This is a genomic window from Streptomyces sp. TS71-3 (assembly GCF_018327685.1).
Taxonomy (GTDB): Bacteria; Actinomycetota; Actinomycetes; order Streptomycetales; family Streptomycetaceae; genus Streptomyces.
In genome coordinates this window covers 4,564,022-4,587,984 of the sequence record NZ_BNEL01000001.1, presented here as the reverse complement: position 1 = coordinate 4,587,984, position 23,963 = coordinate 4,564,022, and the positions used below count along the sequence as shown (strand labels likewise).

Below are 23,963 nucleotides of genomic sequence, written 5' to 3'. Positions count from 1 at the left end.
CAAACGCCCTCGTGGCGTGCGTCACCGGACGGCCGCCCGGCGGTAGGCCCAGGTCGCCACGGCCAGCGACACCACGCCCACGGCCGCGCAGACGGCCAGGTCGAGGCCCACGGCGGCCCAGTCGGGGTGGGCCGCGAAGGTCCGCTCGAAGGCCTCCACTCCGTAGGTCGACGGCAGCAGGTCGCGGACGCCCTGGACGACCGCGGGCATCCGTCCGGCCGGCAGGACACCCAGCAGCAGCGCGGCCGACATACCCAACTGTCCCAGCAACGTGGCGAGTTCGGGACGGGGCGCGAGCAGGCCGAGGGCCGCGCCGAGCCCGGAGAGCGCGGCGCCCGCGAGCGGGATCACCACGGCGAGCACCCAGAGGTGCCCGAGCGGCAGCTGGAAGAGGCCGCAGCCGACCACGGCGGTCGCGACCGTCCCCGGCACCGTGAAGGAGGCGTACGCGGCGGCGGCCCCGAGGACGACCGCGGCGGGCGGCACGGGCAGGGTGGCGTAGTGGTCGAGCCCGCCCCCGGCGCGCAGCTGCCCGAAGTACTGGGCGAGCAGGTTGAGCGCCACGAAGGCGACCACGAGGACGGAGGAGCCGGCCACCACGGCACGCGCCCCGCCGGCGTCGTCGACGACACCCCGCATGAGGATCATGATCCCTACGGACTGGAAGGTCGCCACGAAGAGCAGCGGGATCCGGGCCACCCGGGCCCGGGAGAGCTGTGCGCGGTAGACGGCCGCCAGCGCGGGCAGCAGCCGGGCGCGGGGCGCGAGGGGGACGGCGTCCGGCTCGCGGCGGAGGGCGTCCGCCGCCGTGCCGTGGAGTACGCCTGGTTCTCGCTGGAGCGCGCCCGGGTCCCCGCGGAGGGCGTCCCGGTCTCCGCGGAGGGCGTCCCGGTCTCCGCGGAGGGCGCCGGGCTCGGCGGGGTGGGCGCCGGGCTCGGCACGGAGCGCGCCGGGCTGGGCATGGCGGGCGTCCGGCCCGGCGGGGAACACCTCGGGCTCGGCAGGGTGGGCATCCGGCTCGGCGAGGAGCGCTCTGGGCTCGGCATGGCGGGCGTCCGGCTCGGCGGGGAACGCGTCGGGCTGGGCGGGACGAGTGCCGCCCGGCGCACCGCGGAACGCTTCGGGCTCGGCACGACCGGCGCCGCGCTTGCCACTGAAAGCCTCGGGCTCGGAGTCGGGCTCGGACACGCCGTGGGCGGCGCCATCGGGGCGGGCCGTGCCGTGCGCGGGCACGCCGTCCGCGGAGGGCGGGGCGGTTGGGGCGGTCACCTTGCGCTGCTCCTTCTCCAGGCGGACGGCCGCGCCGCTCCGCGCGCCGGTCTGGGCGGACCGGGCGGCCCGGGAGGCGGACCGGCGGCCCCGGGGCCAGGGGCCTTCGCCCTGCGTTCCGGCGGGATGCGCCCAGCTCATGTCTTCACCAGTCCCTTGACGCCGGCCGTGCTGCCGCCGAGAGCCAGGTAGACGTCCTCCAGGCTCGGCGTGGCCAGGGTGAAGTCGTCCAGCGCCGCGAAAGCGGCTCCGCCGGTGACGGCCGCGACGGCGGCACGGGCCTCGTCGGGGGGAAGCCGCAGCGCCCAGCGGCGCCCCGACTCGACGGCGTCGTCGCGCAGCGCGGCCACCTCGGGGAGGTCCAGGGGCGCCTTCTCGCGCCACACCAGTTCGACCCGTACCTCGCTGGCGACCCGCGCCTTGAGCCCGGCCGGGGTGTCGCAGGCGATGACCCGGCCGCGGTCGAGCACGGCGACCCGGTCGAGCACGGTCTCCGCCTCGATGACGTTGTGGGTGACCAGCACCACGGTCGTACCGCGCTGGGCCCTGCGCCGGTCCACGGCCGCCCACACGGCGCGGCGCGCCACCGGGTCCATGCCGGTGGTGGGCTCGTCGAGGACCAGCAGGGGCCGTTCGCCGACCAGCGCGGACGCGAAGCAGGCCAGCCGGCGCTGACCGCCGGAGAGCTTCTTCAGCGGCCGGGTGGCGAGCGGCGCGAGCCGGAGCTCGTCGAGGACGGCGTCGCGCTCGGCGCGGGCGGCACGGGCGGTCAGGCCGCGGAGCCGTCCGGTGGTCTCGGCCGCCAGGGCGACGGTCAGCTCGTCCAGCGCGGTGGACTCCTGGCCGAGGTAGGCGAGGATCCTGGCGGCCCGCTCGGGGTGCCGCACGATGTCGTGGCCCAGCAGGCGAACACTGCCGGCGTCGGGCCGCAGCAGCCCGGTGAGCTGCCGGACGAGGGTGGACTTGCCTGCGCCGTTGGGCCCGAGCAGCCCGAAGATCTCGCCGCGCCGGACATCGAGGCACACGGTGTCGGTCGCGCGCACCGGGGCGACCGGCGGCCTGCCGCGGCGGCCGCGCGCGGCGGGGTAGGTCTTCACCAGATCCCGCACCGTGCACACGACATCGGTGTCGTGTTCCGGCCATACGGTGCGCGTGCTCACACGCACGAGCCTACGGGGTCGAACCACCACGAGCGCGCCCGGGTCGCCCCGCCACGACGCCCCACACCCCGGCTGGCGCCGATCTCTCCCCCCTTACGCCTCGCTGTTCGACCACCGTCCGGCAGTGGCGATTCACGCGGTTCCCCCGCGCCCCTTCAAGAACTCGCCTGCGGCGGGCCACCGAAACCTGCCCCTTGCAGCCTCTCGCTTGACCAGCGGCCAGCAGTGGTTGCTCGCGCAGTTCCCCGCGCCCCTTGGGAAGACTCGCCTGCGGCGGGCCACCGAAGCCTGCCCCCACAGCCCCTCGCTCGGCCACCGGCCGGTGGGGCTGCGCGCCCAACGGGCCCGCAGGGCCCGAAAAGGGGCGCGGGGAACTGCGCGACCAGCCACCGCGAACCATCCACCCGGCAGCGCACCCGAAGAACCACCCCGGAAGCAGCCGAAAAGGGGCGCGGGGAACTGCGCAAGAGGCCGGCGCCAGGGGCGACGCGGGGCGCCCCTGGGCCCACCGTGGAGCGCCCCCGGGACCGCCCGCACCGCCCGCACCGCCCGCACCGACAGTGCGCCCCGCGCAGCCCGCGCCCGCGCGCACCCGAGGGGCACCGGGGTCACCCCCCACAAAGAGACGCGGGTCAGTCACCCGCGGGAACCTGCTCCGACGACCGCGCCTGGATCTCCCGCCAGAACCCGGCCCTGATCGCATACCGATCGTGCTCGTCGATCTGGTCGTCCTTGTGGGCGAGCAGCCCGAACCGCGCCGCGTACCGCAACAGCTCCCCGTCGATACGGTGCGGGATACGCGGATACATCCCCGAGAGCTTCTGCACCTGGAACGGCTCCGGCAGCCGCTCCATCCAGCGCCGTGCGAAGACCTCGCCCACCTCGAAGGGATCGCCGCCGACGGTGGTGATGTCCTCCTCGCGGTCCGCCCAGCGCTGCTCGGCGGTGGTCAGCTGGGCCAGCATCGGCAGCCCGGCCGCCTCCGGGGCCTCGCCCGCCGCGGGCCGCTCCACCCACCCCTTGTCGGAGGACCAGCGCAGCGTGGCGCTGGCCGGCGGAGCCGAGGGCCCGGCCGGAGCGCGCAGCGCGGCGAGGTCCTTGGGCGTGGGCACGCCCTTGCCCGGGTGGTTGCGCTCCTGCGTGCCGTTCGCCGCCGCGGCGGCCGAGTGGCGCCGGTCGTCGTCCGAGCCGTCGGCGGCCTGCCCCGTGGAGGCGGCGAGCGAGGAGTCGGGCAGCGGCGCGGAGAGGATGGCGGCGATCTCGGGACCGGGAGGGGCGACGGGCGCGCAGATGCCGCTGATCTCCTTCGCCCGGACCGCCTTGGTGATCCATGCGCGGTCCAGCACGCGCCGCTCGTCGGCCTCGGCGACCAGGTCCTCCGACTGGTTGTAGTCGCCGTCGGCGGCCTGCACGGCCCACAGGTGAACGGCGACGCCGTGCTCCTTGGCGGCCATCATGCCCGGCAGCAGGTCGCCGTCGCCGGTCACCAGCACCACGTCGGAACAGGCCCGATTGCGCGCCAGCTCCGTCAGCTCGGCGTGCATGGCCGCGTCCACGCCCTTCTGCGCCCACCGGCCGTCGCTGCGGGTCAGGGCGCCCAGCCTGACCGTCACCCGCGGCATCACCCGCAACCTGCGGTGCTCGGGCTGCGGCACGCGGTCCGGAGCACCGTCGAACCAGTAGATACGCAGCAGGGGACGCTCCGTGTCGGACTCGGCGCACTCCCGCAGCCCCTGGATGAGGGCGGAATGGTCGACGGTGATGCGGGACCGGGAGGGCTCACCGGCGAGGAGGCTCGCGGCGGCCCCCAGCAGATACCCGGCGTCCACCAGGACGACGCAGCGGTCCACGCGATCCACCTTCTTCCCTGTTCTTCAGGTTCTTTCCGGTCTTCTGGTCTTCCGGTCTTACCGGGATGCCCGGCGGTCGCCCGCAGGAAGCCTCCTGGGCCGGTCCGGCTCACGCACGCGGGCTTCCTTCGGGTGTCCTTCGAGTCTGCCCGACCGGACGGGTGTTAACGGCCCGAACTCGATCTTCGGCGTGGCGTATACCGTCGTGAACGCGCCACAGGCCTTATTACGCAGGGTAATTATCAAAAATGCATCCTTTAGCGACGTATGTGAATCTGATCCCGGGCTCTGGATCCCCCCACAGGAGGCAGATCACCATGGCCAAGAACAAGAACCGCAAGCAAGGGGGCCGGCAGGCACGGCCCCCGGCGGGCGGCCAGGCGCCGCAGCAGGCGAAGGACGCCGGATCAGGCATGGACGCGGAGGCACCCGGCGGCTCGGGAGGCTCGGGCCGCAAGCAGCAGCGCCGTTTCGGCCACAACTGACCGTCCAGCGGGGCCGGTAACGGCACGCCGCTACGGCGGAGGGGCGCATCCCGGTGACGGGGTGCGCCCCTCGTGGTCGGCCGGCGGGGATCACGCGAGGGCGGCCGGTGCGGCGGGCGCCCGTCCCGCCGGGCGGAACCGGTGGTCAGCCCGCCAGACAGGACGGCCCTAGCAGCACCTTCAGGTCACCGAAGAGGGCCGGGTCGGGCTGGACGCGGTGCCGGTCCAGGCGGAGAAGCGTGGTCTTCTGGGCACCCTGGAGCTTGATCCGCACCTCGCTGTTGCCCTTGTGGTGGCTGAGGATCTCTCCCAGGCGGCTCACCATGGGCGGGGTCACCTTCAGCGTGGGGATGGTGATCACCACGGGTGCGTTGGCGCCGGCGTTCGACAGGTCCGGGACCATCAGCTCCATGGCGACGAGCCGGGGCACGTCCTCGCGCTTGTCGAGCCGGCCCTTGACGAAGACCACGGCGTCCTCCACGAGTTGGGTGGAGACGAGCTGGTAGGTGGCCGGGAAGAACATGCACTCGATGGAGCCCGCCAGGTCCTCCACCGTGGCGATCGCCCAGGCGTTGCCCTGCTTGGTCATCTTGCGTTGCAGGCCGGAGATGATGCCGCCGATGGTGACGACCGCGCCGTCCGAGAAGTCGCCGCCGGTGAGCTGCCCGATGCCGGCGTCGGCCTTGTCGGACAGGACGTGCTCCAGGCCGAACAGCGGATGGTCGGAGACGTACAGGCCGAGCATCTCCCGCTCCTGGGCGAGGAGGTAGCTCTTGTCCCACTCGTCGGTGCCGAACTCGACGTCCATGCCGAAGCCGGGCTCGTCGGCGCCCTCGTCGCCCATCCCGCCGAAGAGGTCGAACTGCCCCTCGGCCTCCTTCCGCTTCACCTGCACCACATTGTCGATCATGGGCTCGTACTGGGCGGTGAGGCCCTTGCGGCTGTGGCCCATGGTGTCGAAGGCACCGGCCTTGATCAGCGACTCGGTGGTGCGCTTGTTGCAGGCGACCGCCTCGACCTTGTCGAGGTAGTCCGGGAACGAGGTGTACTTCCCCTTGGCCTTGCGGCTGCGGATGATCGACTCCACGACGTTGGTGCCGACGTTGCGCACCGCGGAGAGGCCGAACAGGATCACGTCGTCGCCCTGGGCGGCGAAGTTGTGCTGGGATTCGTTGACGTCCGGCGGGAGCACCTTGATGCCCATCCGCCGGCACTCGTTCAGGTAGACCGCGGACTTGTCCTTGTCGTCCTTGACGGACGTGAGCAGCGCGGCCATGTACTCGGCCGGGTGGTTGGCCTTGAGGTAGGCGGTCCAGTACGAGACCAGGCCGTACGCGGCGGAGTGGGCCTTGTTGAACGCGTAACCGGCGAACGGCACCAGGACGTCCCACAGCGCCTGGATGGCCTCGTCGCTGAAGCCCTTCTTCCGGGCGCCCGCCTGGTAGATGACGAAGTTCTTCTCCAGCTCCTCGGGCTTCTTCTTGCCCATCACGCGGCGCAGCACGTCGGCCTCGCCGAGCGTGTAGCCCGCGACGATCTGGGCGGCCTTCTGCACCTGCTCCTGGTAGACGATCAGGCCGTAGGTGACGTCCAGGACCTCCTTGAGGGGCTCCTCCAGCTCCTTGTGGATGGGGGTGATCTCCTGCTGGGCGTTCTTCCGCAGGGCGTAGTTCGTGTGGGAGTTCATGCCCATGGGGCCCGGCCGGTACAGGGCCGAGACGGCGGAGATGTCCTCGAAGTTGTCGGGCTTCATCAGCCGCAGCAGCGAGCGCATGGGCCCGCCGTCGAACTGGAAGACGCCGAGGGTGTCGCCGCGCTGGAGCAGTTCGAAGGTCGTGGGGTCGTCGAGCGGGAGGCTCAGCAGGTCGATGTCGATGCCCTTGTTGGACTTCACCATCTTCACGGCGTCGTCCATGATCGTGAGGTTCCGCAGGCCCAGGAAGTCCATCTTCAGCAGGCCGAGCGACTCGCAGCTCGGGTAGTCCCACTGGGTGATGGTGACGTTGTCCGTGTGGCGCACCCAGACGGGCACGTGGTCCACGATGGGCTCGCTGGACATGATCACGCCGGCCGCGTGCACGCCCATCTGGCGCACCAGGCCCTCCACACCGCGCGCGGTGTCGATGACCTTCTTCACGTCGGGCTCGTTCTCGTACATCCCGCGCACCTCGCCGGCCTCCGAGTACCGGGGGTGCTTGGGGTCGACGATGCCGGAGAGCGGGATGCCCTTGCCGAGCACGTCGGCCGGCATCGCCTTGGTGACGCGGTCGCCCATGGCGTACGGGTAGCCGAGGACGCGCGCGGAGTCCTTGATCGCGTTCTTGGCCTTGATGGTGCCGTAGGTACCGATCATGGCGACCTTGTCCTCGCCGTACTTCTCCGTCACGTACCTGATCACCTCGACGCGCCTGCGCTCGTCGAAGTCGATGTCGACGTCGGGCATCGAGATGCGCTCGGGGTTGAGGAACCGCTCGAAGATCAGGCCGTGCGGGATCGGGTCCAGGTCGGTGATGCCCATGGCGTACGCCACGATCGAGCCGGCCGCGGAGCCGCGGCCGGGGCCGACCGCGATGCCGTTGTTCTTGGCCCACATGATGAAGTCGGCGACGACGAGGAAGTAGCCCGGGAACCCCATCTGGATGATGACGTCCATCTCGTAGTCCGCCTGGCGCTGGCGGTCCTCGGGGACGGCACCGGAGAAGCGGCGCTCCATGCCGCGCCGGACCTCCTCCTGGAACCAGGTGACCTCGGTGTACCCCTCGGGGATGTCGAACCGCGGCATCAGGTCGCGCTTCTCGAACATCCCGGTGGTGTCGATCTGCTCGGCGACCAGGAGGGTGTTCGCGCAGCCCTGCTGCCAGGCGTCCGAGGAGTCGATGGCGTACATCTCCTCGGTCGACTTCAGGTAGTAGCCGGTGCCGTCGAACCGGAAGCGGTCCGGGTCGGAGAGGTTCTTGCCGGTCTGGATGCACAGCAGCGCGTCGTGCGCCGTGGCCTCGTGGGAGTAGGTGTAGTGCGAGTCGTTGGTGACCAGCGGCGGGATGCCGAGCTTCTTGCCGATCTCCAGCAGGCCGTCACGGACCCGGCGCTCGATCTCGATGCCGTGGTCCATCAGCTCCAGGAAGTAGCGGTCCTTGCCGAAGATGTCCTGGTACTCGGCGGCGGACTTCAGTGCCTCGTCGAACTGTCCGAGCCGCAGCCGGGTCTGCAGCTCGCCGGAGGGGCAGCCGGTGGACGCGATCAGGCCCTCGGACCACTGCGAGATGGTCTCCTTGTCCATCCGGGGCCACTTCTGGAGCCAGCCCTCCTTGTAGGCGTCGGAGGAGAGCCGGAAGAGGTTGTGCAGGCCGGTGCTGTTCGCCGCCCAGATCGTCTTGTGCGTGTAACCGCCGGAACCGGAGACGTCGTCCCGCTTCTGGTGCGGCTGGCCCCACTGGATCTTGCGCTTGTTCCGCCGGGACTCCGGGGCGACGTAGGCCTCGATGCCGATGATCGGGGTGACGCCGGCCTTCTGCGCGGAGTGGAAGAAGTCGTACGCCCCGTGGAGGTTGCCGTGGTCGCTCATGGCGATGTGCGACATGCCCATCTCCTGGCAGGCCGCGAACATGTCCTTCAGCCGCGCGGCACCGTCCAGCAGCGAGTACTGGGTGTGGACGTGCAGGTGCGTGAACGGGGGCTTCTCGGACGTTGACGCCACGGCGGAGGACCTCCAGCGAACGGTCGGGGAACAACCGGGAACGGTTGCCTGCTCGGGGGATACAGCGTGGAAGTCTACGTCTCTGCTGTGACATCCGTCGCAGCAGGCGCGCACGTCCACCGTGCGCGCGGCACGGCGCCCTGACACGGGTGGACGGCGGTGCGCACGGGTAAGTTCGTCCGGTGACACGGGCGGCCCGGACCGCCGGGCCCGCGCCCCGTGCCGCCCGAACCGGCACCCAGCAAGGGCCGTCGGGCCTGCTCCGCCCCACCCGTCGCAGCGGACCACCGCACCAGGAGGCACCCACCCATGCCGGACCCGCAGCCCAGCGCCGAGCAGCGCGGCGAGCAGATCCTCGCCGTCTTCGACACCGCGTTCGGTGAGCTCCTGGCCGCCGACCCGGCCGCCTTCCGGGTGAAGTTCCGGAAGATGGCGGCATCGGCGTTCGCCTTCTACCGCGGCACGGCCTGCCTCTTCTACCACGACCTGACCGCCGACATCGGCTTCGGCGCCAGGCGGGGCGGCCCGTACCTGGACGAGCGGACCTCCCGCGTGTGGATCCACGGCGACCTGCACGCCGAGAACTTCGGCACCTACATGGACTCCCAGGGCCGCCTGATCTTCAACGTCAACGACTTCGACGAGGCCTACGTGGGCCCCTTCACCTGGGACCTCCAGCGGCTGGCCGCCTCCCTGGCGCTGATCGGGTACGCCAAGGCCCTCAGCGACGAGCAGATCAGCCACCTGGTGCGCACCTACGCCGCCGCCTACCGGGCCCGGGTCCACGCTCTGGCGACCGGCGCCAAGGACGACGAGGTGCCGCCGTTCACCCTGGACACCGCCCAGGGCCCGCTGCTGGACGCGCTGCGCGACGCCCGCTCGCTGACCCGCTTCGGGCTGCTGGACTCGATGACCGAGATCCGCGACTTCGAGCGCCGCTTCGCGCCGGGGAGCGGCTCCATCGAGCTGGACGCCGCCACCCGCTACAAGGTGCTGGCCGCCTTCGACGCCTACCTGGAGACGCTGCCCGAGTCGTCCCTGGCCCGCCCGGACTCCTACCGCGTCAAGGACGTGGTCGGCCGGCGCGGCGTCGGCATCGGCTCCGCGGGCCTGCCGTCCTACAACATCCTCCTGGAGGGCAACAGCGACGCCCTCGAGAACGATGTGGTGATCTACATGAAGCAGGCCCAGACGCCCGCGGTGTCCCAGCACGTCACCGACCCCTCGATCCGTGACTACTGGCTGCACGAGGGGCACCGCACGGTGATCTCGCAGCGGGCGCTGCAGGCGCACGCCGACCCGTGGCTGGGCTGGACCCGGATCGAGGAGGACGGCCGCAGCACCGGACAGCTCGTGGCGGAGATCTCACCGTACGCGGTCGACCTGGACTGGTCGGACATCGACGATCCCGAGGAGATCGCCGCGGTCGTCGCCGACCTCGGCCGTGCCACGGCCACCATGCACTCCGCCGCGGACGACGACAGCAGCTACTCCGAGCTGGTGCCGTTCTCCACCGAGCGCGCCATCGACGCCGCGATCGCCGCCGACGAGGACGGCTTCGCGGAGCTCCTGGTGGACTTCGCGCACCGCTACGGCGCACGCGCGCGTGCCGACCACCAGATCTTCGTGGACCTCTTCCGCAACGGCCGCATCCCGGGTCTGGAGAGCACGGTCTGACACGGACGGGAGCCCCGGTCGGACGTGGGCGTGCCGCACGGTCCGCACGCACGGGGGACCACGGTCCGACGTGGGCGGGGCCACGGTTCGCAGCCGGAGCGGTCCGCCCTGTGACTCGATCGCATAACTCATAGCCACTCCTTAACGAGCCCCTACGGCTCGGCGTGGCAGACTCGGCGGTCGGACCCCGCACACCGCTTCCCGTGGCCCGCCCGGGACCCGGCCGGAGAGACAGTCGCCCCGTGAGAGCAGCACACATATCCGAGACGGCGCCCCGCGCCCTGCGCGCGGCGCTGTTCACCGTGCTGCTCGTGATGCTGTCGTCGGCCTCGCACGTGCTGCTGTCCCAGGTGCCGCTGCCGCCCGCCACCGTCGCGGCGACCGCCGCCGGGGTCTTCGCCGTCGCCTACGCGCTGGCGGGCCACGAGCGGGGCTTCGCCGCCATCGCCGGGCTGCTGATCCCGCTGGAGCTGGCCGCGGACACCCTCTTCACCTCCGGCCAGCAGGTCTGCTACGGCCAGACCGGCGGCCCGGTCAGGGGCACGCTGGCCTCCGTCGGCCTCCACATGCTCTGCGGCGGCTCGCCGGTGGGCGGGACGCTGCCCGGGGTGTCCGGGGAGGCGGACCGTGCGCCGGCCCTGCTCGCGCACGCCGATCCGGCGTCCTGCTGGCTGCTGCTCGCCGTGCACGTCGCGGTGGGGCTGCTGGCCGCGGCCTGGCTGCGGCGCGGCGAGCGGGCCCTCGGACAGCTGCTGGGCGCCGCGGTCGCCGCCACCTTCCGGCCGCTGCTCCTCGCGCTCGCCACGGTCGTACCCGGCCGGGCGCCGCTGCGGCGCCTGCCGCGGACCGCGCACCGGGCACCGGGCGCGGGCACGCGCGCGTGGGTGGGCTCCGTGGGACGGCGCGGGCCGCCGTGCCCTGCCGCCGTCTGTGCCTGAGCACGGCTTTTCTGTCTGCTGAGGCACGGCACCGGTCCGCCCCAACGTCCCACGCGCACGGGTCACGTGCGCGACCTCACAGGAGAGACCCCTCATCATGAGCAGCAGGAACAGCCAGGCCGCGAAGACGGCAGCCCGGGAGCGGTTGCGCGCGGAGCGCGAGAAGCAGGCCAAGCGCGCCAAGGTCAGGCGCCAGGCGCTGGTGGGCGTGTCGATCGTCGCGGTCCTCGCGATAGCCGGCGGCGTCGGCTACGCGGTCACCCAGGCCAACAAGCCCGGCCAGTGGGAGGCCGCCAAGGACGACAAGCTCGTCAAGCCGGCCCACACCAGCGGCGCCGACGGCACCACCGTCATCCTGGGCAAGGCCGACGCCAAGAACACCCTCAAGGAGTACGAGGACCCGCGCTGCCCGGTCTGCGCGCAGTTCGAGCAGACCGTGGGCTCGACCGTCCAGAAGGACGTCGACAGCGGCAAGTACAAGATCGAGTACATCGGCGCGTCGTTCATCGACAAGAACGGCGGCGGCGAGGGCTCCAAGAACGCCCTCAGCGCCATGGGCGCCGCCCTGAACGTCAGCCCCGAGGCGTTCATGAAGTACAAGTCGGCGCTCTACTCGACGAAGTACCACCCCGAGGAGACGCAGGACAAGTTCAAGGACGACGCCTACCTGATCAAAGTGGCGGACACCGTCGACGGCCTGAAGGGCAACAAGGCGTTCCAGAAGGACGTCAAGGACGGCACGTACGACAAGTGGGCGCTCGACATGTCGAACAAGTTCGACACCAACAAGGACGGCGTCTCCGGCACACCGACCCTCTTCATGAACGGCAAGAAGCTGGTCGGCCCTGACGGCCAGGCCGCGCCGATGACGGTCGCGGACTACACCACGGCGCTCGACAAGGTCCTTCCCAAGGCCTGAGCCGCCGCCCGAGGCACCTCCCGAAGCGCCGTCCCGGCACCGCGTTCACGCGGCCGGGGCGGCGCTTTCCTCTGCCCGCGGGTGTACCCGTCGCCTGGGAGGGCAACGGCACGATGTTCGCTTCGTCACTCTGCCGGACCGTGCCGTCAAGTTACGGTCAAGAGATGGAGACCGTTCTGCGTCCGCTGACCGTCATCGGCGTCCCGGTGGTGATCGCGCTCCTCGTGGGATGGGGCATCGACAGCCTGCTGCGGCGGGCCGACGCCCGGCACAAGGAGACACCGCTCTGGGGCCTGCTGCGCCGCTGCCGCACGCCGCTGCTGATCGTGCTGTTCGCCGCCCTGCTGAGTGCCTCGTACCGGCTGCTCCCCTACGACCGCGTACGCGCCCACGACGCGGCCTTCAGCCAGGCCCTCGCGCTCGTGCTGATCGGCGCCAGCGCCTGGCTGATCGTCCGCGTCTCGGCGGCCGCCGTCGAGGCCTCGTACGCCAAGTACGCGGCGGTGCAGCGGGACACCGCCCGGCTGCGGCGGGTGCGGACCCAGGTGACGCTGATCATGCGCATCGTGACCGCCGTGGTCGGCGTGATAGCCGCCGCGGCGATGCTGCTGACCTTCCCGGACCTGCGGGCCGTGGGCACGTCCATGCTGGCGTCCGCGGGGCTGATCGGCATCGTGGCCGGTATCGCCGCGCAGTCCACGCTGAGCAATCTCTTCGCAGGGTTCCAGATCGCCTTCGGCGACATGGTGCGGATCGGCGACACGGTGGTCGTGAACGGCGAGTGGGGCGTGATCGACGAGGTCACGCTGACCTTCCTCACCGTCCGCACCTGGGACGAGCGGCGGATCACCATGCCCGTCTCGTACTTCACCAGCCAGCCGTTCGAGAACTGGTCGCGCGGCGGCTCGCAGATGACCGGCACCGTCTTCTTCCACCTGGACCACCGGGCGCCGGTACCCGAGATCCGCGAGAAGCTGCGGGAGATCGTCCACGACTGCTCGGCCTGGGACGGCCGCGACTGGGGCCTGGCCGTCACGGACACCACCCCCACCACCATGGAGGTGAGGGCGCTGGTGACCGCGAAGGACGCGAACGACATCTGGTCGGTACGGGTCACCGTCCGCGAGCAGATACTGCGCTGGCTCGCCGAGCAGCACCCCTACGCGCTGCCCCGCATCAACACCGGGTCCGCGGTGCCGCCGCCCCGGGGCGACCACGTGAACTCGCTGCTCAAGGACGGCCGGGTGCCCCGGACGGGCCGGGGCTGAGCGCGCTGCCGGGCCGCAGGGCCTCGCCGGCGCCCCTGAGTCCGCTCAAGGGCGCTGCGGTCGGTTTTCCCCGGGAGGTCCCCGGGGCGGGGCGGGCGGTGGCTCAGCGGCCCCGCTCGGCGCCGCCGTTGACCTGGACGACCTGGGCGGTGATGTGGGCGGCGGCGGGTGAGGCCAGCCAGTGCAGGGTGGCCGCGATGTCCCCGGGGGTGCCGGGGCGGCCGGTGGCGGTCTCCTCGATCAGCCGCGTCCGGCGTGCCTCGGTGAGGTTGGGGCCGAAGAACCCGGTGTCCTCGACGAAGCCGGGGGCCACGACGTTCACGGTGATGCCGCGCGATCCGAGGGCCGCCGCCAGGTCGAACGCGTAGGGGTGCAGCGCCGCCTTGGACCCCGCGTACGCGCCCGAGCCCGAACCGCGGAACGCCGCGATGGAGGACACGAACAGCACCCGGCCGCCGGGCGAGGCGAGCCGGTCCTTCAGCGCCTCGGTGAGCAGGGCGGCCGTCAGGGTGTTGATGCGGAAGTTGACGGTCCAGGCGTGCGCGGCGACCGTCAGCGGGTCGTCGCCGTCCGCGGCGGGCTCCAGGAGGCCGTTGCCGCCCGCGCTGTTGACCAGGACGTCGACGGCGCCGAACTCCTCGGCCACGAACTCGGCCGCGCCCCTGGCCCCTTCCGGGGTGCTCAGGTCGGCCGCGTACGTGAGGGCGCCCGCGATGCCGGACTTCTCCAGCACCTCGGCGCGCCGCCCGATGAGCAGCACCTGGTCGCCATGGTCCGCGAAGGTCCGTGCCGTTGCGAGCCCTATGCCGGTGCCGCCGCCGCTGATCACCACATTGCGTGCCATGGGCCCGACCCTACCCAGTCGCCGCCGGATCCGGTGGAATTACGCCGATACCGCGGCGGCGGGCGGCGCGAGGGGACACCCGAGGTGTCAGAGCGTCCTGCGCATCGCCCGGTGCGGCATGCCGGCGTCCACGAACTCCGGGCCGTACGCCGCGTATCCGAGCCGCTCGTAGAAGGCCAGCGCATGTGTCTGGGCGTGCAGGTCCACCGCGGTGAGGCCCAGGTCCCCGGCGGCGTCCTCGATGCCGCGCACCAGGGCGGCCCCCACCCCGAGCCGCCGCGCGTGCCTGGCCACCGCGAGCCGCCCCAGCGACCCGACGCCCGGCTCACCGGTCAGGGCGAGCGCCGCGGCGCCGTGCAGCAGCCGCCCCGTGCCCAGCGGGGTGCCGTCGTCCCGGACGGCCAGGACGTGCAGCGCCCCTGGGTCGTGGGCGTCGTACTCGATGTCCTCCGGGACGCCCTGCTCGGCGACGAAGACCTCCTTGCGCACCGCGAAGCACGACTCGCGGTCGGCGGGGTCCTCGGCCCTGCGGACCGTGAAGTCCGGAGCGGCGTTGGCGTCGGTGGCGCTCATGCGCTCTCCTCCCGCACCCGGTCCAGGGCGCGCTGAAGATCGTCGGGGTAGGTGCTGGCGAACTCCACCCAGCGCCCGTCCGCGGGGTGCTCGAAGCCGAGCCGGACCGCGTGCAGCCACTGCCGTCCGAGGCCGAGGCGCTCGGCGAGGGTGGGGTCGGCACCGTAGGTGAGGTCGCCGACGCAGGGGTGGCGGTGGGCGGCCATGTGCACCCGGATCTGGTGGGTGCGGCCGGTCTCCAGCTTGACGTCCAGCAGCGAGGCCGCGCGGAAGGCCTCGATCAGGTCGTAGTGGGTGACGGACGGCTTGCCGTCGGCGGTCACCGCCCACTTGTAGTCGTGCACGGGGTGCCGGCCGATGGGGGCGTCGATGGTGCCGCTGGTGGGGTCGGGGTGGCCCTGGACGAGGGTGTGGTAGCGCTTGTCGACGGTCCGCTCGCGGAACTGCTGCTTCAGCGAGCTGTACGCGTACTCCGACTTCGCGACGACCATCAGGCCCGAGGTGCCGACGTCCAGGCGGTGCACGATGCCCTGGCGCTCCGCGGCGCCGGACGTGGAGATCCGGTACCCGGCCGCGGCGAGGCCGCCGATGACGGTCGGGCCGCTCCAGCCCGGGCTGGGGTGCGCGGCCACGCCCACCGGCTTGGCGACCACCACGACGTCCTCGTCGTCGTGCACGATCTCCATGCCCTCGACGGGCTCGGCGACCACCTGGACGGGCGCGGGCGGCCGCGGCATCTCGACCTCCAGCCAGGCACCGCCGTGCACCCGCTCCGACTTGCCGACCGCGGCGCCGTCGACCAGCACCTTGCCCGCGGCGGCCAGCTCCGCCGCCTTCGTGCGGGAGAAGCCGAACATGCGGGAGATGGCGGCGTCGACGCGCTCGCCCTCCAGGCCGTCGGGCACGGGCAGCGTACGGGTCTCGGGAAGGGTGCTCACCCGACGAGTATGCCGGACCCCGGCGGCACTCCCGGCACGGTGGTGCGGGGGTCCGGCCCGCCGCTCACCGCCGGGGACGCGCGGCGTCCCCGGCGAGGGCCCTGCGGGGGTGCGGCCGTCAGTCCTTGTGGATCGTCCCGTCGGGGTCGAGACCGCGGAAGGAGAGCAGCACGACGAGGATGCCGCCGCACACGATCGCCGAGTCCGCGAGGTTGAAGACGGCGAAGTGCTTGGGGGCGATGAAGTCCACCACGCGCCCCTCGAAGACGCCGGGCGAGCGGAAGAGCCGGTCCGTGAGGTTGCCGAGGGCACCGCCCAGGAGCAGCCCGAGGGCGATGGCCCAGGGCAGGCTGTAGAGCTTGCGGGCCAGCCGCACGATGACGAAGATCACCGCGGCGGCGATCACGGTGAAGATCACGGTGAAGGCGCCGCCCATGCCGAACGCGGCGCCGGGGTTGCGGATCGCCTCCAGGCGTAGCCAGTCGCCGATCAGGTCGATCGAGTCGTGGTGCTCCAGCTTCGCCACCACGAGCACCTTGCTGACCAGGTCCAGCAGGTACGCGAGGGCGGCCACCGCGAACAGCACGCCGATCTTCCGGCTGCCCCGGACCGCGGTCGCCCCGGCCGCGGCCTCCCGCCCGGTCTCCGGGGTGCCGTCCGTACCGGAAGCCTGCTCGGCGGACCGCTCCGCGCCGGGAGCCCCGCCCGTACCGGTGATGCGCTCAGCCTCTGCCACGTGTGTCCCTCGGCCCTAGGTACCTGGATGAGGACGAGGGTACGGCACACCGGCGCGACCCCCCACGGCACAGCCACCCATCCGCAACCCCCGGTGACCCATCCCACGCGGCACGCACCCGGCCCGGATCCCCGATGCCGCCAGGGGCGCGGGGAACTGCGCGAGCAACCACGACGGGACGGGCAGCCGGCAACGCACCCGCCGAGGCACCCCAGACTCCGCAAAAGAGGCACGCGGAACGCCGACCGTGCCCCGACAGGGGCGCGGGGAACTGCCGGGGGCACCTCCCACGCCTTTAAGGCAGTGGGGGAAACCACAACGAACCGCACAGCCGGCAACGCCCCCAAGAAGGCACCCTTGGACCCCGCAAAACAGGGGCGCGGGGAACTGCGCAAAACGACCACGGCGAACCCGAACCGAGCGGCACCCGGCACCCCCGGCACCGGCCCCTAGTAACGCCGCTCCTGCTTCTGCTTGTCCTCCACGCAGAGCGTGGCCCGCGGAAACGCCTGCATCCTGGCCTTCCCGATCGGCTTGCCGCAGACCTCGCAGAGGCCGTAGGTACCCGCGTCGAGCCGCTCCAGAGCGCGTTCCGTCTGGACCAGCATCTCGCGCGCGTTGGCGGCGAGCGCCAGCTCGTGCTCCCTGGTGATGTTCTTGGTCCCGGTGTCGGCCTGGTCGTCGCCGGCGCCGTCCCCGGAGTCCCGCATCAGCCCGGCGAGGGACACCTCGGACGACTCGATCTCGTTGCGCAGCCGCAGCGCCTCGGCGGTCAGCTCGGATCGCGCCGCGTCGACCTCGTCCTGGGTCCAGGGCTCCTCGCCCGGGCGGACCGCGAGGTCCTCGGGCTCCGCCGCGGTGACCCGTGCCTTGGGCACCGGGGTGGGCTTCTTCGCGGCCGTGGCCGTGCCCGGAGTCTTCTTCGCAACCACCCTCGTGGCTCCCGTCGTCGTCGCGGCCTCTGCCGCGTTCTCGGCCGCAGTGCCGGCCGCCTCCTCGACCGCGCCCGCCTCGGCGGCCCCGGTCTTCTCGGCGTCCGTGGTCCTGGCCCGTGCCGTACTGGTTTCGGTGCTCCCGGTCTCCGCGGTCCCTCCGGCACCCGCTCGCCCGGCCGCGGGCGCCTCGGCGCCGGCTCTCTTCTCCGCGCCTTTCCTCGCCGCGCCCTTCCTCGCCGCTGCCTTCTTACCCGTGGCCTTCTGCGCCGCGCTCTTCTCCCCGGCGGCCTTCTTCGCCGCCGCCTTCTTCTGCGCCGCCTTCTTCGCCGCGGACTTCTTCGCCGCCGCCTTCCCGGGCGGCTGCGCCTCCTCCGCGGCCGCCTTCTCCTCGGCCGTCCTCCTGGGCGCCGCCTTCTTCGCCGCCGCCTTCTTCGCGGCGGACTTCTTGGCCGTGGACTTCTTGGCGGCGGACTTCTTGGCGGCACGCCCACCAGTCGTGCCCCCACCGCTCGTGCCCCCACCGGTCGTGCCCTCGGTGCTCCTCGTGCGCTGCGCCCTCTCCGCGTTCTCCGCGCTCCTGGAGGTCTTCTTGGCCGCCCCGGGGCCATCCCACTTTGGCGCATCGGGCGCATCTGCCGGCGTATCGGCTAGTGCGTGCGCCCCCTCACGGGGCTCGGCGGCGCTGCGGAGGGTCACTCTCGGGGGTCTCGGGAAGGCAGCGGCGCTGGCTGTGGCGCTCCGCTCCGGGTGGGACGCGTCCCTCCTGCCGCGGGCGCCCGGGGCCGCCGCACCGCGGGTGGGTCTGCTGGTCGCCGAACGCTGTACGGCGGTCTTCCTCACCACCATGCCGCGACCCCTTCACTTATTGTGACCTTGCACGCGAATCGTGCTGGGACGATAAATCGACACCATGCCCGCGGCAACGGGGCACGCCGCCCGATTCGTCCGCCCCTGCCCGAGGGGTGCCTCCCGGGCCCGCCGGGCGCCGGGAAGCGCCAGTGGGCCAGAAGGTGCCCACCACCGCGTGACAGGCACGCATGCGTTGTGCCCAGCTCCTCGGCCGGTAATCCGATGAGCTGGACACTTCCCCGATCCGGCGCCCGCCCATCTCGCCATTCGGGTCATCCCGTCCGTTCGGGTCATCCCGTCCATTCGGCCATCCGTCCGTCCGACTCATCCCGTCCGTCCGGCTCCTCCTGCCGGCACCCACCCGGCCGGCAAGGCCTCCCCCGGCCTGCCGCACCCCGCCCCCGCCCGACGCGGCGCCCGGGAAATCCGGTCGGCGCCATTCCCCCGTCCCCCGTACACTGGGCTCTGCGAAAGGCGTGGATGGGGACGAGTAGCGGCGTACGCAGCCATGAGCGACCCGGGGACGGTGCGAGCCCGGGGGCGAGCGCGGCGTGAAGATCACCCCGGAGCCGCCGGAAGAAGACCGTGCGGCGGGCCCTGGCGGGCTCGCGTTCCACGGCTGGTAGATCCGGCTTCGCGCACCGAATGAGGGGGTCCCCCGGCTGAGCCGCCGGAGGGCCAAGGAGGGTGGTACCGCGGGCGCCGCCGCAGCAGACGGCACTCGTCCCTCCAGCGGAAGCCAGAGTCCGTTGGAGGAGCCCGTCGATGACCGCGCCGCAGTACCGCCAGGTACCCGCCCAGGTAGACCTGCCCGAGCTCGAACACACCGTGCTCGACTTCTGGCGTGAGCAGAAGATCTTCGCCAAGAGCCTGGAGCAGTCCGAAGGCCGCCCCGAGTGGGTGTTCTACGAGGGCCCGCCCACGGCCAACGGCATGCCGGGCGCCCACCACATCGAGGCCCGCGTCTTCAAGGACGTCTTCCCGCGCTTCCGCACCATGCGCGGCTACCACGTGCCGCGCAAGGCAGGCTGGGACTGCCACGGCCTGCCGGTCGAGCTCGCCGTCGAGAAGGAGCTGGGCTTCAACGGCAAGCAGGACATCGAGGCGTACGGCATCGCGGAGTTCAACGCCAAGTGCCGCGCGTCCGTCACCCGGCACACCGACGCGTTCAGCGAGCTCACGACCCGCATGGGCTACTGGGTGGACCTCGACCAGGCGTACTGGACGATGGACCCGGAGTACGTGGACTCGGTCTGGTGGTCGCTGAAGGAGATCTTCGACAAGGGCCTGCTGGTGCAGGACCACCGCGTCGCCCCCTGGTGCCCGCGCTGCGGCACCGGCCTGTCCGACCACGAGCTGGCGCAGGGCTACGAGACCGTCGTCGACCCGTCCGTCTACGTGCGCTTCCCGCTCACCTCGGGCCCCCTCGCGGAGCAGGCGTCCCTGCTGGTGTGGACGACGACCCCTTGGACCCTGGTGTCCAACACCGCCGTCGCCGCGCACCCCGACGTCACCTATGTCGTCGCCGAGAAGGTCCCGGGCGCGGAGGGCCCCGGCGCGGACGGCGAGCGCCTGGTCGTCGCGGAGCCGCTGCTGGGGAAGGCGCTCGGCGAGGGCTGGCGCCCCACCGGGCAGAGCTTCACCGGCGCCGAGATGGAGCGCTGGACGTACCGGCGCCCCTTCGAGCTCGTCGAGTTCCCCGAGCCGGCGCACTACGTCGTGACGGCCGAGTACGTCACCACCGAGGACGGTACGGGCCTGGTCCACCAGTCCCCCGCCTTCGGCGAGGACGACCTCAAGGTCAGCCGCGCCTACGGCCTGCCCGTGGTCAACCCGGTCCGCCCGGACGGCACCTTCGATCAGGACGTCCCGCTGGTCGGCGGCGTCTTCTTCAAGAAGGCCGACGAGGCCCTGACCCGGGACCTCGACCAGCGCGGGCTGCTGTTCCGGCACGTCCCGTACGAGCACAGCTATCCGCACTGCTGGCGCTGCCACACCGCCCTGCTGTACTACGCCCAGCCGTCCTGGTACATCCGCACCACCGCCCTCAAGGACCGCCTCCTCGAGGAGAACGAGAAGACCAACTGGTTCCCCGAGTCGGTCAAGAACGGCCGCTACGGCGACTGGCTGAACAACAACATCGACTGGGCGCTCTCCCGGAACCGCTACTGGGGCACCCCGCTGCCCATCTGGCGCTGCGAGGAAGGCCACCTCACCTGTGTGGGCTCGCGTGCCCAGCTGACCGAGCTGACCGGCGAGGACCAGTCCGGGCTCGACCCGCACCGCCCGTACATCGACGCGGTGACGTTCCCCTGCCCCGAGTGCGGCCTCGCGGCGACCCGGGCTCCCGAGGTCATCGACGCCTGGTACGACTCCGGCTCCATGCCGTTCGCGCAGTGGGGCTACCCGTACAAGAACAAGGACCTCTTCGAGAGCCGCTACCCGGCGCAGTTCATCTGCGAGGCGATCGACCAGACCCGCGGCTGGTTCTACACGCTGATGGCCGTCGGCACGCTCGTCTTCGACAGGTCGTCCTACGAGAACGTGGTCTGCCTCGGGCACATCCTCGCCGAGGACGGCCGCAAGATGTCCAAGCACCTGGGGAACATCCTCCAGCCGATCCCGCTCATGGACCAGCACGGCGCCGACGCGGTGCGGTGGTTCATGGCGGCCGGCGGCTCCCCCTGGGCGGCGCGGCGGGTCGGCCACGGCACCATCCAGGAGGTCGTCCGCAAGACGCTCCTCACGTACTGGAACACCGTCGCCTTCCAGGCGCTGTACGCCCGCACGTCCGGCTGGGCGCCGTCGGCCGCGGACCCGGACCCGGCGGACCGGCCCATGCTCGACCGGTGGCTGCTGTCCGAGCTGCACACGCTCACCGACCAGGTCACCCAGGCCCTGGACGCCTACGACACCCAGCAGGCCGGCCGCCTGCTGTCCGCGTTCGTCGACGACCTGTCCAACTGGTACGTGCGCCGCTCCCGCCGCCGCTTCTGGCTGGGCGACAAGGCGGCGCTGCGCACGCTGCACGACGTCGTGGAGACGGTCACGCGGCTGATGGCCCCGCTGACGCCGTTCATCACCGAGCGGGTCTGGCAGGACCTGGTGGTGCCGGTCACGCCGGGTGCCCCCGAGTCCGTGCACCTGTCGGACTGGCCGAAGGCCGACCCCTCGCTGGTCGACGCGCGGCTGTCGCGGCAGGTGGCGCTGGTGCGGCGGCTCGTCGAGCTGGGCCGGGCCACCCGCGCGGAGTCCGGCGTCAAGACCCGGCAGCCGCTGTCCCGGGCGCTGGTCGCGGCGGCCGGCTTCGACGAGCTCTCGGAGGAGCTGCGCACCCAGATCACCGAGGAGCTGAACGTCTCCTCGCTGGCCTCCCTCGCCGAGTCCTCCGCGGGCGGCGCGGGCGGTCTTGTGGACACCACCGCCAAGGCGAACTTCCGCGCGCTCGGCAAGCGCTTCGGCAAGCGGGTGCAGGCAGTCGCCAAGGCCGTCGCCGAGGCGGACGCGGCGGCGCTCTCACTGGCGCTGCGGGAAGGCACGGCGGCGGTGGAGGTGGAGGGCGAGACGGTCACCCTCTCCCCGGACGAGGTGATCATCACGGAGACGCCGCGCGAGGGGTGGTCGGTGGCGTCGGACGCCGGGGCCACGGTCGCGCTGGACCTGGAGCTCACGCCGGAGCTGCGGCGGGCCGGTCTCGCGCGGGATGCCATCCGGCTGATCCAGGAGGCCCGCAAGAACAGCGGGCTCGATGTCGCCGACCGGATCGCGCTGCGCTGGGCGTCCACGGACGAGGAGGTTGCGGCGGCGCTCAGCCACCACTCGGAGCTGATCTCTGACGAGGTCCTCGCCACGGAGTTCGCCTCCGGCGACCCCGACGAGACGTATGGCGAGCCGTTCAGGGACGAGTCCCTGTCCCTCGTCTTCGCCCTCCGCAAGGCGTAGCGGCCCCTGCCGGGGCGCGGAAAACCGCAAGAGCAGCCACCCCCCACCGGCCGGTGGCCCGGACACGACAGAGACTGCCCCTTTGGGACGGTGGCGACCTTACGGTCTCGTCGTGGCCGGTCGCGCAGTTCCCCGCGCCCCTAGGAAAGCCGGGGCGCAGCCCCATGTAGGGGGCGCCCCGAAAGGGGCGCGGGGCTGTGTCCATATGCGGCTCCGCCGCGCGAGCGCGAGCAACCACCCACCCACCGAAGGTCCGGAAACGACAGAACCAGCCCCCTTCGGGAGGGTGACAACCTGACGGTCGCGTCGTGGCCGGTCGCGCAGTTCCCCGCGCCGCTAGGTCGTGTCCGGCGGATCTTCGTGGATCAGCCTGCGGCGTCTGGTGCCGTGCATCGCAAGGCGGAGGATCATCCTCGTACTGGGCGTACTCGGATGACTCCGACAACGCGGCGAGGTGCGGTACCAGGCGTCGCGGGCCCACGAAGATCCGCCGGACACGGCCTAGGTGGGCCGGGGCTCGCCCCGGCCCACCCTCCCCGGCCCTGAGGAACGCAAAAGGGCGGGGCCCCGGAAGGATCCGGGGCCCCGCCCTTGAGTGCGTTGCCGACGCCTACGGCGTCATCCTCAGTTGTCGTCCTCGTCGATGAGGAACCCCCTCATCGGCGAGGGAGCCTGCTGCATCGGCTGCTGCCCCTGCGGCCGCACCGGAGCCATCGGCTGCGTCATCGCGGGCGACATCTGCTGCTGGCTGCCGTACGTGGGCCCGGGCGGCGGGGTGTGGTTGCCGCCGAGGCTGCCACCGCCCATCGTGTTGCCACCCATTCCGCCGCCCATGCCGCCACCCATGGTCTGGCCGCCGTACGACGGGGCACTCGCGCCCGCCGGAGCCATCGAGGGCGCCGGGGACGGCGGCAGGGACGCCGTCGCGGGAGTCCGCGGCGGGGCCAGCGAGTCGTCCGCCTGGGTCTCCAGCTGACGGAGCTGGCTCTCCAGGTAGGACTTCAGGCGCGTACGGTACTCGCGCTCGAAGCCGCGCAGGTCCTCGACCTTGCGCTCCAGCGTGGCGCGTGCGGACTCCAGGGAGCCCATCGCGACACGGTGCTTCTCCTGCGCGTCCCGCTCCAGCGCGTCCGCCTTGGCACGGGCGTCGCGCTCCAGACCCTCGGCGCGGCTGCGGGCCTCACCGACGATCTTGTTGGCCTCGGAGCGGGCCTCGGCGATGGCCTGGTCCGCGGTCTGCTGCGCCAGCGACAGGACGCGCGCGGCGCTGTCACCGTGCGGGCCGCCCTGAGGACCGCCGGGGCCGGGCATCTGCGGGCCGCCGTGGCCCATCGGGCCCGCGGGCACCATCTGGCCGCCGGGGCCGCCCATGGGGCCGCCCTGCATCGGGCCGGGCCCGTGGGGGCCCTGGCCGTGCGGGCCCTGGCCCATCGGACCCTGGCCCATCGGGCCCTGGCCATGCGGACCCTGCGGGCCGGGACCGTGGCCGCCGGGACCTGCGGGCAGCTGCGGCTGGCCACCGGGAAGCTGGGGAGGACCGCCCATCGGGTGCTGCTGCTGCGGCACCTGCTGCTGCGGTGGTCCTGATATGGCGGCGGGTGAAGGCCCGGCTGGTCGCTCCTGTTGCTCAGGAGGCTTGCGCATCGCGGCCTGCTGCTGACTCTGGGCGGCGGCCCGGGTCGCGGCGGCCAGCTTGGCGCGCAGGTCCTCGTTCTCGCGCAACAGGCGAGTCAGTTCGGCTTCGACCTCGTCGAGGAAGGCATCGACCTCGTCCTCGTCATAGCCTTCTCGGAGGCGGACGGTCGTGAACTGCTTGTTCCGCACATCCTCGGGGGTCAACGGCATCTCTTCACCTCAACGTAGTCGTCGGCACTCGGCAAGAC

15 protein-coding genes and 1 pseudogene are annotated in these 23,963 nt (G+C 72.2%); 6 read left to right on the top strand and 10 right to left on the bottom strand.

Annotation, left to right across the window (positions count from 1 at the left end):
• Positions 1-21: 21 nt before the first annotated feature.
• From Sm713_RS18520 to Sm713_RS18510, 3 genes and pseudogenes are all read right to left on the bottom strand, one after another.
• Positions 22-777: pseudogene (locus tag Sm713_RS18520) on the bottom strand (ABC transporter permease); the annotation flags it as partial.
• Positions 778-1,406: 629 nt separating this feature from the next.
• Positions 1,407-2,429, bottom strand: a complete 1,023-nt coding sequence (locus Sm713_RS18515; RefSeq protein ID WP_212910703.1) for an ABC transporter ATP-binding protein — start codon at positions 2,427-2,429, stop codon at positions 1,407-1,409.
• Positions 2,430-3,061: 632 nt separating this feature from the next.
• Positions 3,062-4,279 carry an NYN domain-containing protein gene (locus Sm713_RS18510; protein WP_212910702.1) on the bottom strand — a complete coding sequence of 406 codons (1,218 nt, stop codon included), beginning with the start codon at positions 4,277-4,279 and terminating at the stop codon, positions 3,062-3,064.
• Between the two features lie 317 nt (positions 4,280-4,596).
• Between Sm713_RS18510 and Sm713_RS18505 the strand changes: the two genes are divergently transcribed.
• Positions 4,597-4,764 carry a hypothetical protein gene (locus Sm713_RS18505; protein ID WP_212910701.1) on the top strand — a complete coding sequence of 56 codons (168 nt, stop codon included), beginning with the start codon at positions 4,597-4,599 and terminating at the stop codon, positions 4,762-4,764.
• A gap of 145 nt (positions 4,765-4,909) precedes the next feature.
• On the opposite strand, the gene dnaE is transcribed toward Sm713_RS18505, so the two are convergent.
• Positions 4,910-8,461, bottom strand: coding sequence for a DNA polymerase III subunit alpha (gene dnaE / locus Sm713_RS18500; protein WP_212910700.1), 3,552 nt, complete (start codon positions 8,459-8,461; stop codon positions 4,910-4,912).
• Positions 8,462-8,770: 309 nt separating this feature from the next.
• Here dnaE and Sm713_RS18495 point away from each other — a divergent pair, with 309 nt between their 5' ends.
• From Sm713_RS18495 to Sm713_RS18480, 4 genes are all read left to right on the top strand, one after another.
• Entirely contained in the window at positions 8,771-10,138 is a 1,368-nt protein-coding gene (locus Sm713_RS18495) for a DUF2252 domain-containing protein (protein ID WP_212910699.1), read from the top strand.
• Between the two features lie 242 nt (positions 10,139-10,380).
• Complete coding sequence (locus tag Sm713_RS18490) at positions 10,381-11,076, top strand: hypothetical protein (RefSeq protein WP_249416367.1); 696 nt, start codon at positions 10,381-10,383, stop codon at positions 11,074-11,076.
• 97 nt (positions 11,077-11,173) lie between these two features.
• Positions 11,174-11,995, top strand: a complete 822-nt coding sequence (locus Sm713_RS18485) for a thioredoxin domain-containing protein (protein ID WP_212910698.1) — start codon at positions 11,174-11,176, stop codon at positions 11,993-11,995.
• A gap of 164 nt (positions 11,996-12,159) precedes the next feature.
• The gene (locus Sm713_RS18480; protein ID WP_212910697.1) at positions 12,160-13,263 is read left to right on the top strand and encodes a mechanosensitive ion channel domain-containing protein; all 1,104 of its coding nucleotides are present in this window, start codon (positions 12,160-12,162) and stop codon (positions 13,261-13,263) included.
• Positions 13,264-13,366: 103 nt separating this feature from the next.
• On the opposite strand, the gene Sm713_RS18475 is transcribed toward Sm713_RS18480, so the two are convergent.
• From Sm713_RS18475 to Sm713_RS18455, 5 genes are all read right to left on the bottom strand, one after another.
• Entirely contained in the window at positions 13,367-14,107 is a 741-nt protein-coding gene (locus tag Sm713_RS18475; protein WP_212910696.1) for an SDR family NAD(P)-dependent oxidoreductase, read from the bottom strand.
• An 87-nt stretch (positions 14,108-14,194) separates the two neighbouring features.
• Entirely contained in the window at positions 14,195-14,680 is a 486-nt protein-coding gene (locus Sm713_RS18470) for a GNAT family N-acetyltransferase (RefSeq protein ID WP_212910695.1), read from the bottom strand.
• Positions 14,677-15,618: an RluA family pseudouridine synthase gene (locus Sm713_RS18465; RefSeq protein ID WP_212910694.1), complete on the bottom strand. Its 942-nt coding sequence runs from the start codon at positions 15,616-15,618 to the stop codon at positions 14,677-14,679. The genes Sm713_RS18470 and Sm713_RS18465 overlap by 4 nt, the downstream gene beginning before the upstream one ends.
• Before the next feature lie 118 nt (positions 15,619-15,736).
• Positions 15,737-16,354 carry a signal peptidase II gene (gene lspA, locus Sm713_RS18460; protein ID WP_212910693.1) on the bottom strand — a complete coding sequence of 206 codons (618 nt, stop codon included), beginning with the start codon at positions 16,352-16,354 and terminating at the stop codon, positions 15,737-15,739.
• 449 nt (positions 16,355-16,803) lie between these two features.
• Positions 16,804-17,985 (bottom strand): TraR/DksA C4-type zinc finger protein, encoded by a 1,182-nt coding sequence (locus tag Sm713_RS18455; RefSeq protein ID WP_249416366.1) that lies wholly within the window; start codon positions 17,983-17,985, stop codon positions 16,804-16,806.
• Between the two features lie 918 nt (positions 17,986-18,903).
• Here Sm713_RS18455 and ileS point away from each other — a divergent pair.
• Complete coding sequence (gene ileS / locus Sm713_RS18450) at positions 18,904-22,080, top strand: isoleucine--tRNA ligase (RefSeq protein ID WP_212910691.1); 3,177 nt, start codon at positions 18,904-18,906, stop codon at positions 22,078-22,080.
• Positions 22,081-22,704: 624 nt separating this feature from the next.
• Here the strand turns inward: ileS and Sm713_RS18445 are convergent.
• Positions 22,705-23,925 (bottom strand): DivIVA domain-containing protein, encoded by a 1,221-nt coding sequence (locus Sm713_RS18445; protein WP_212910690.1) that lies wholly within the window; start codon positions 23,923-23,925, stop codon positions 22,705-22,707.
• Positions 23,926-23,963: the final 38 nt, after the last annotated feature.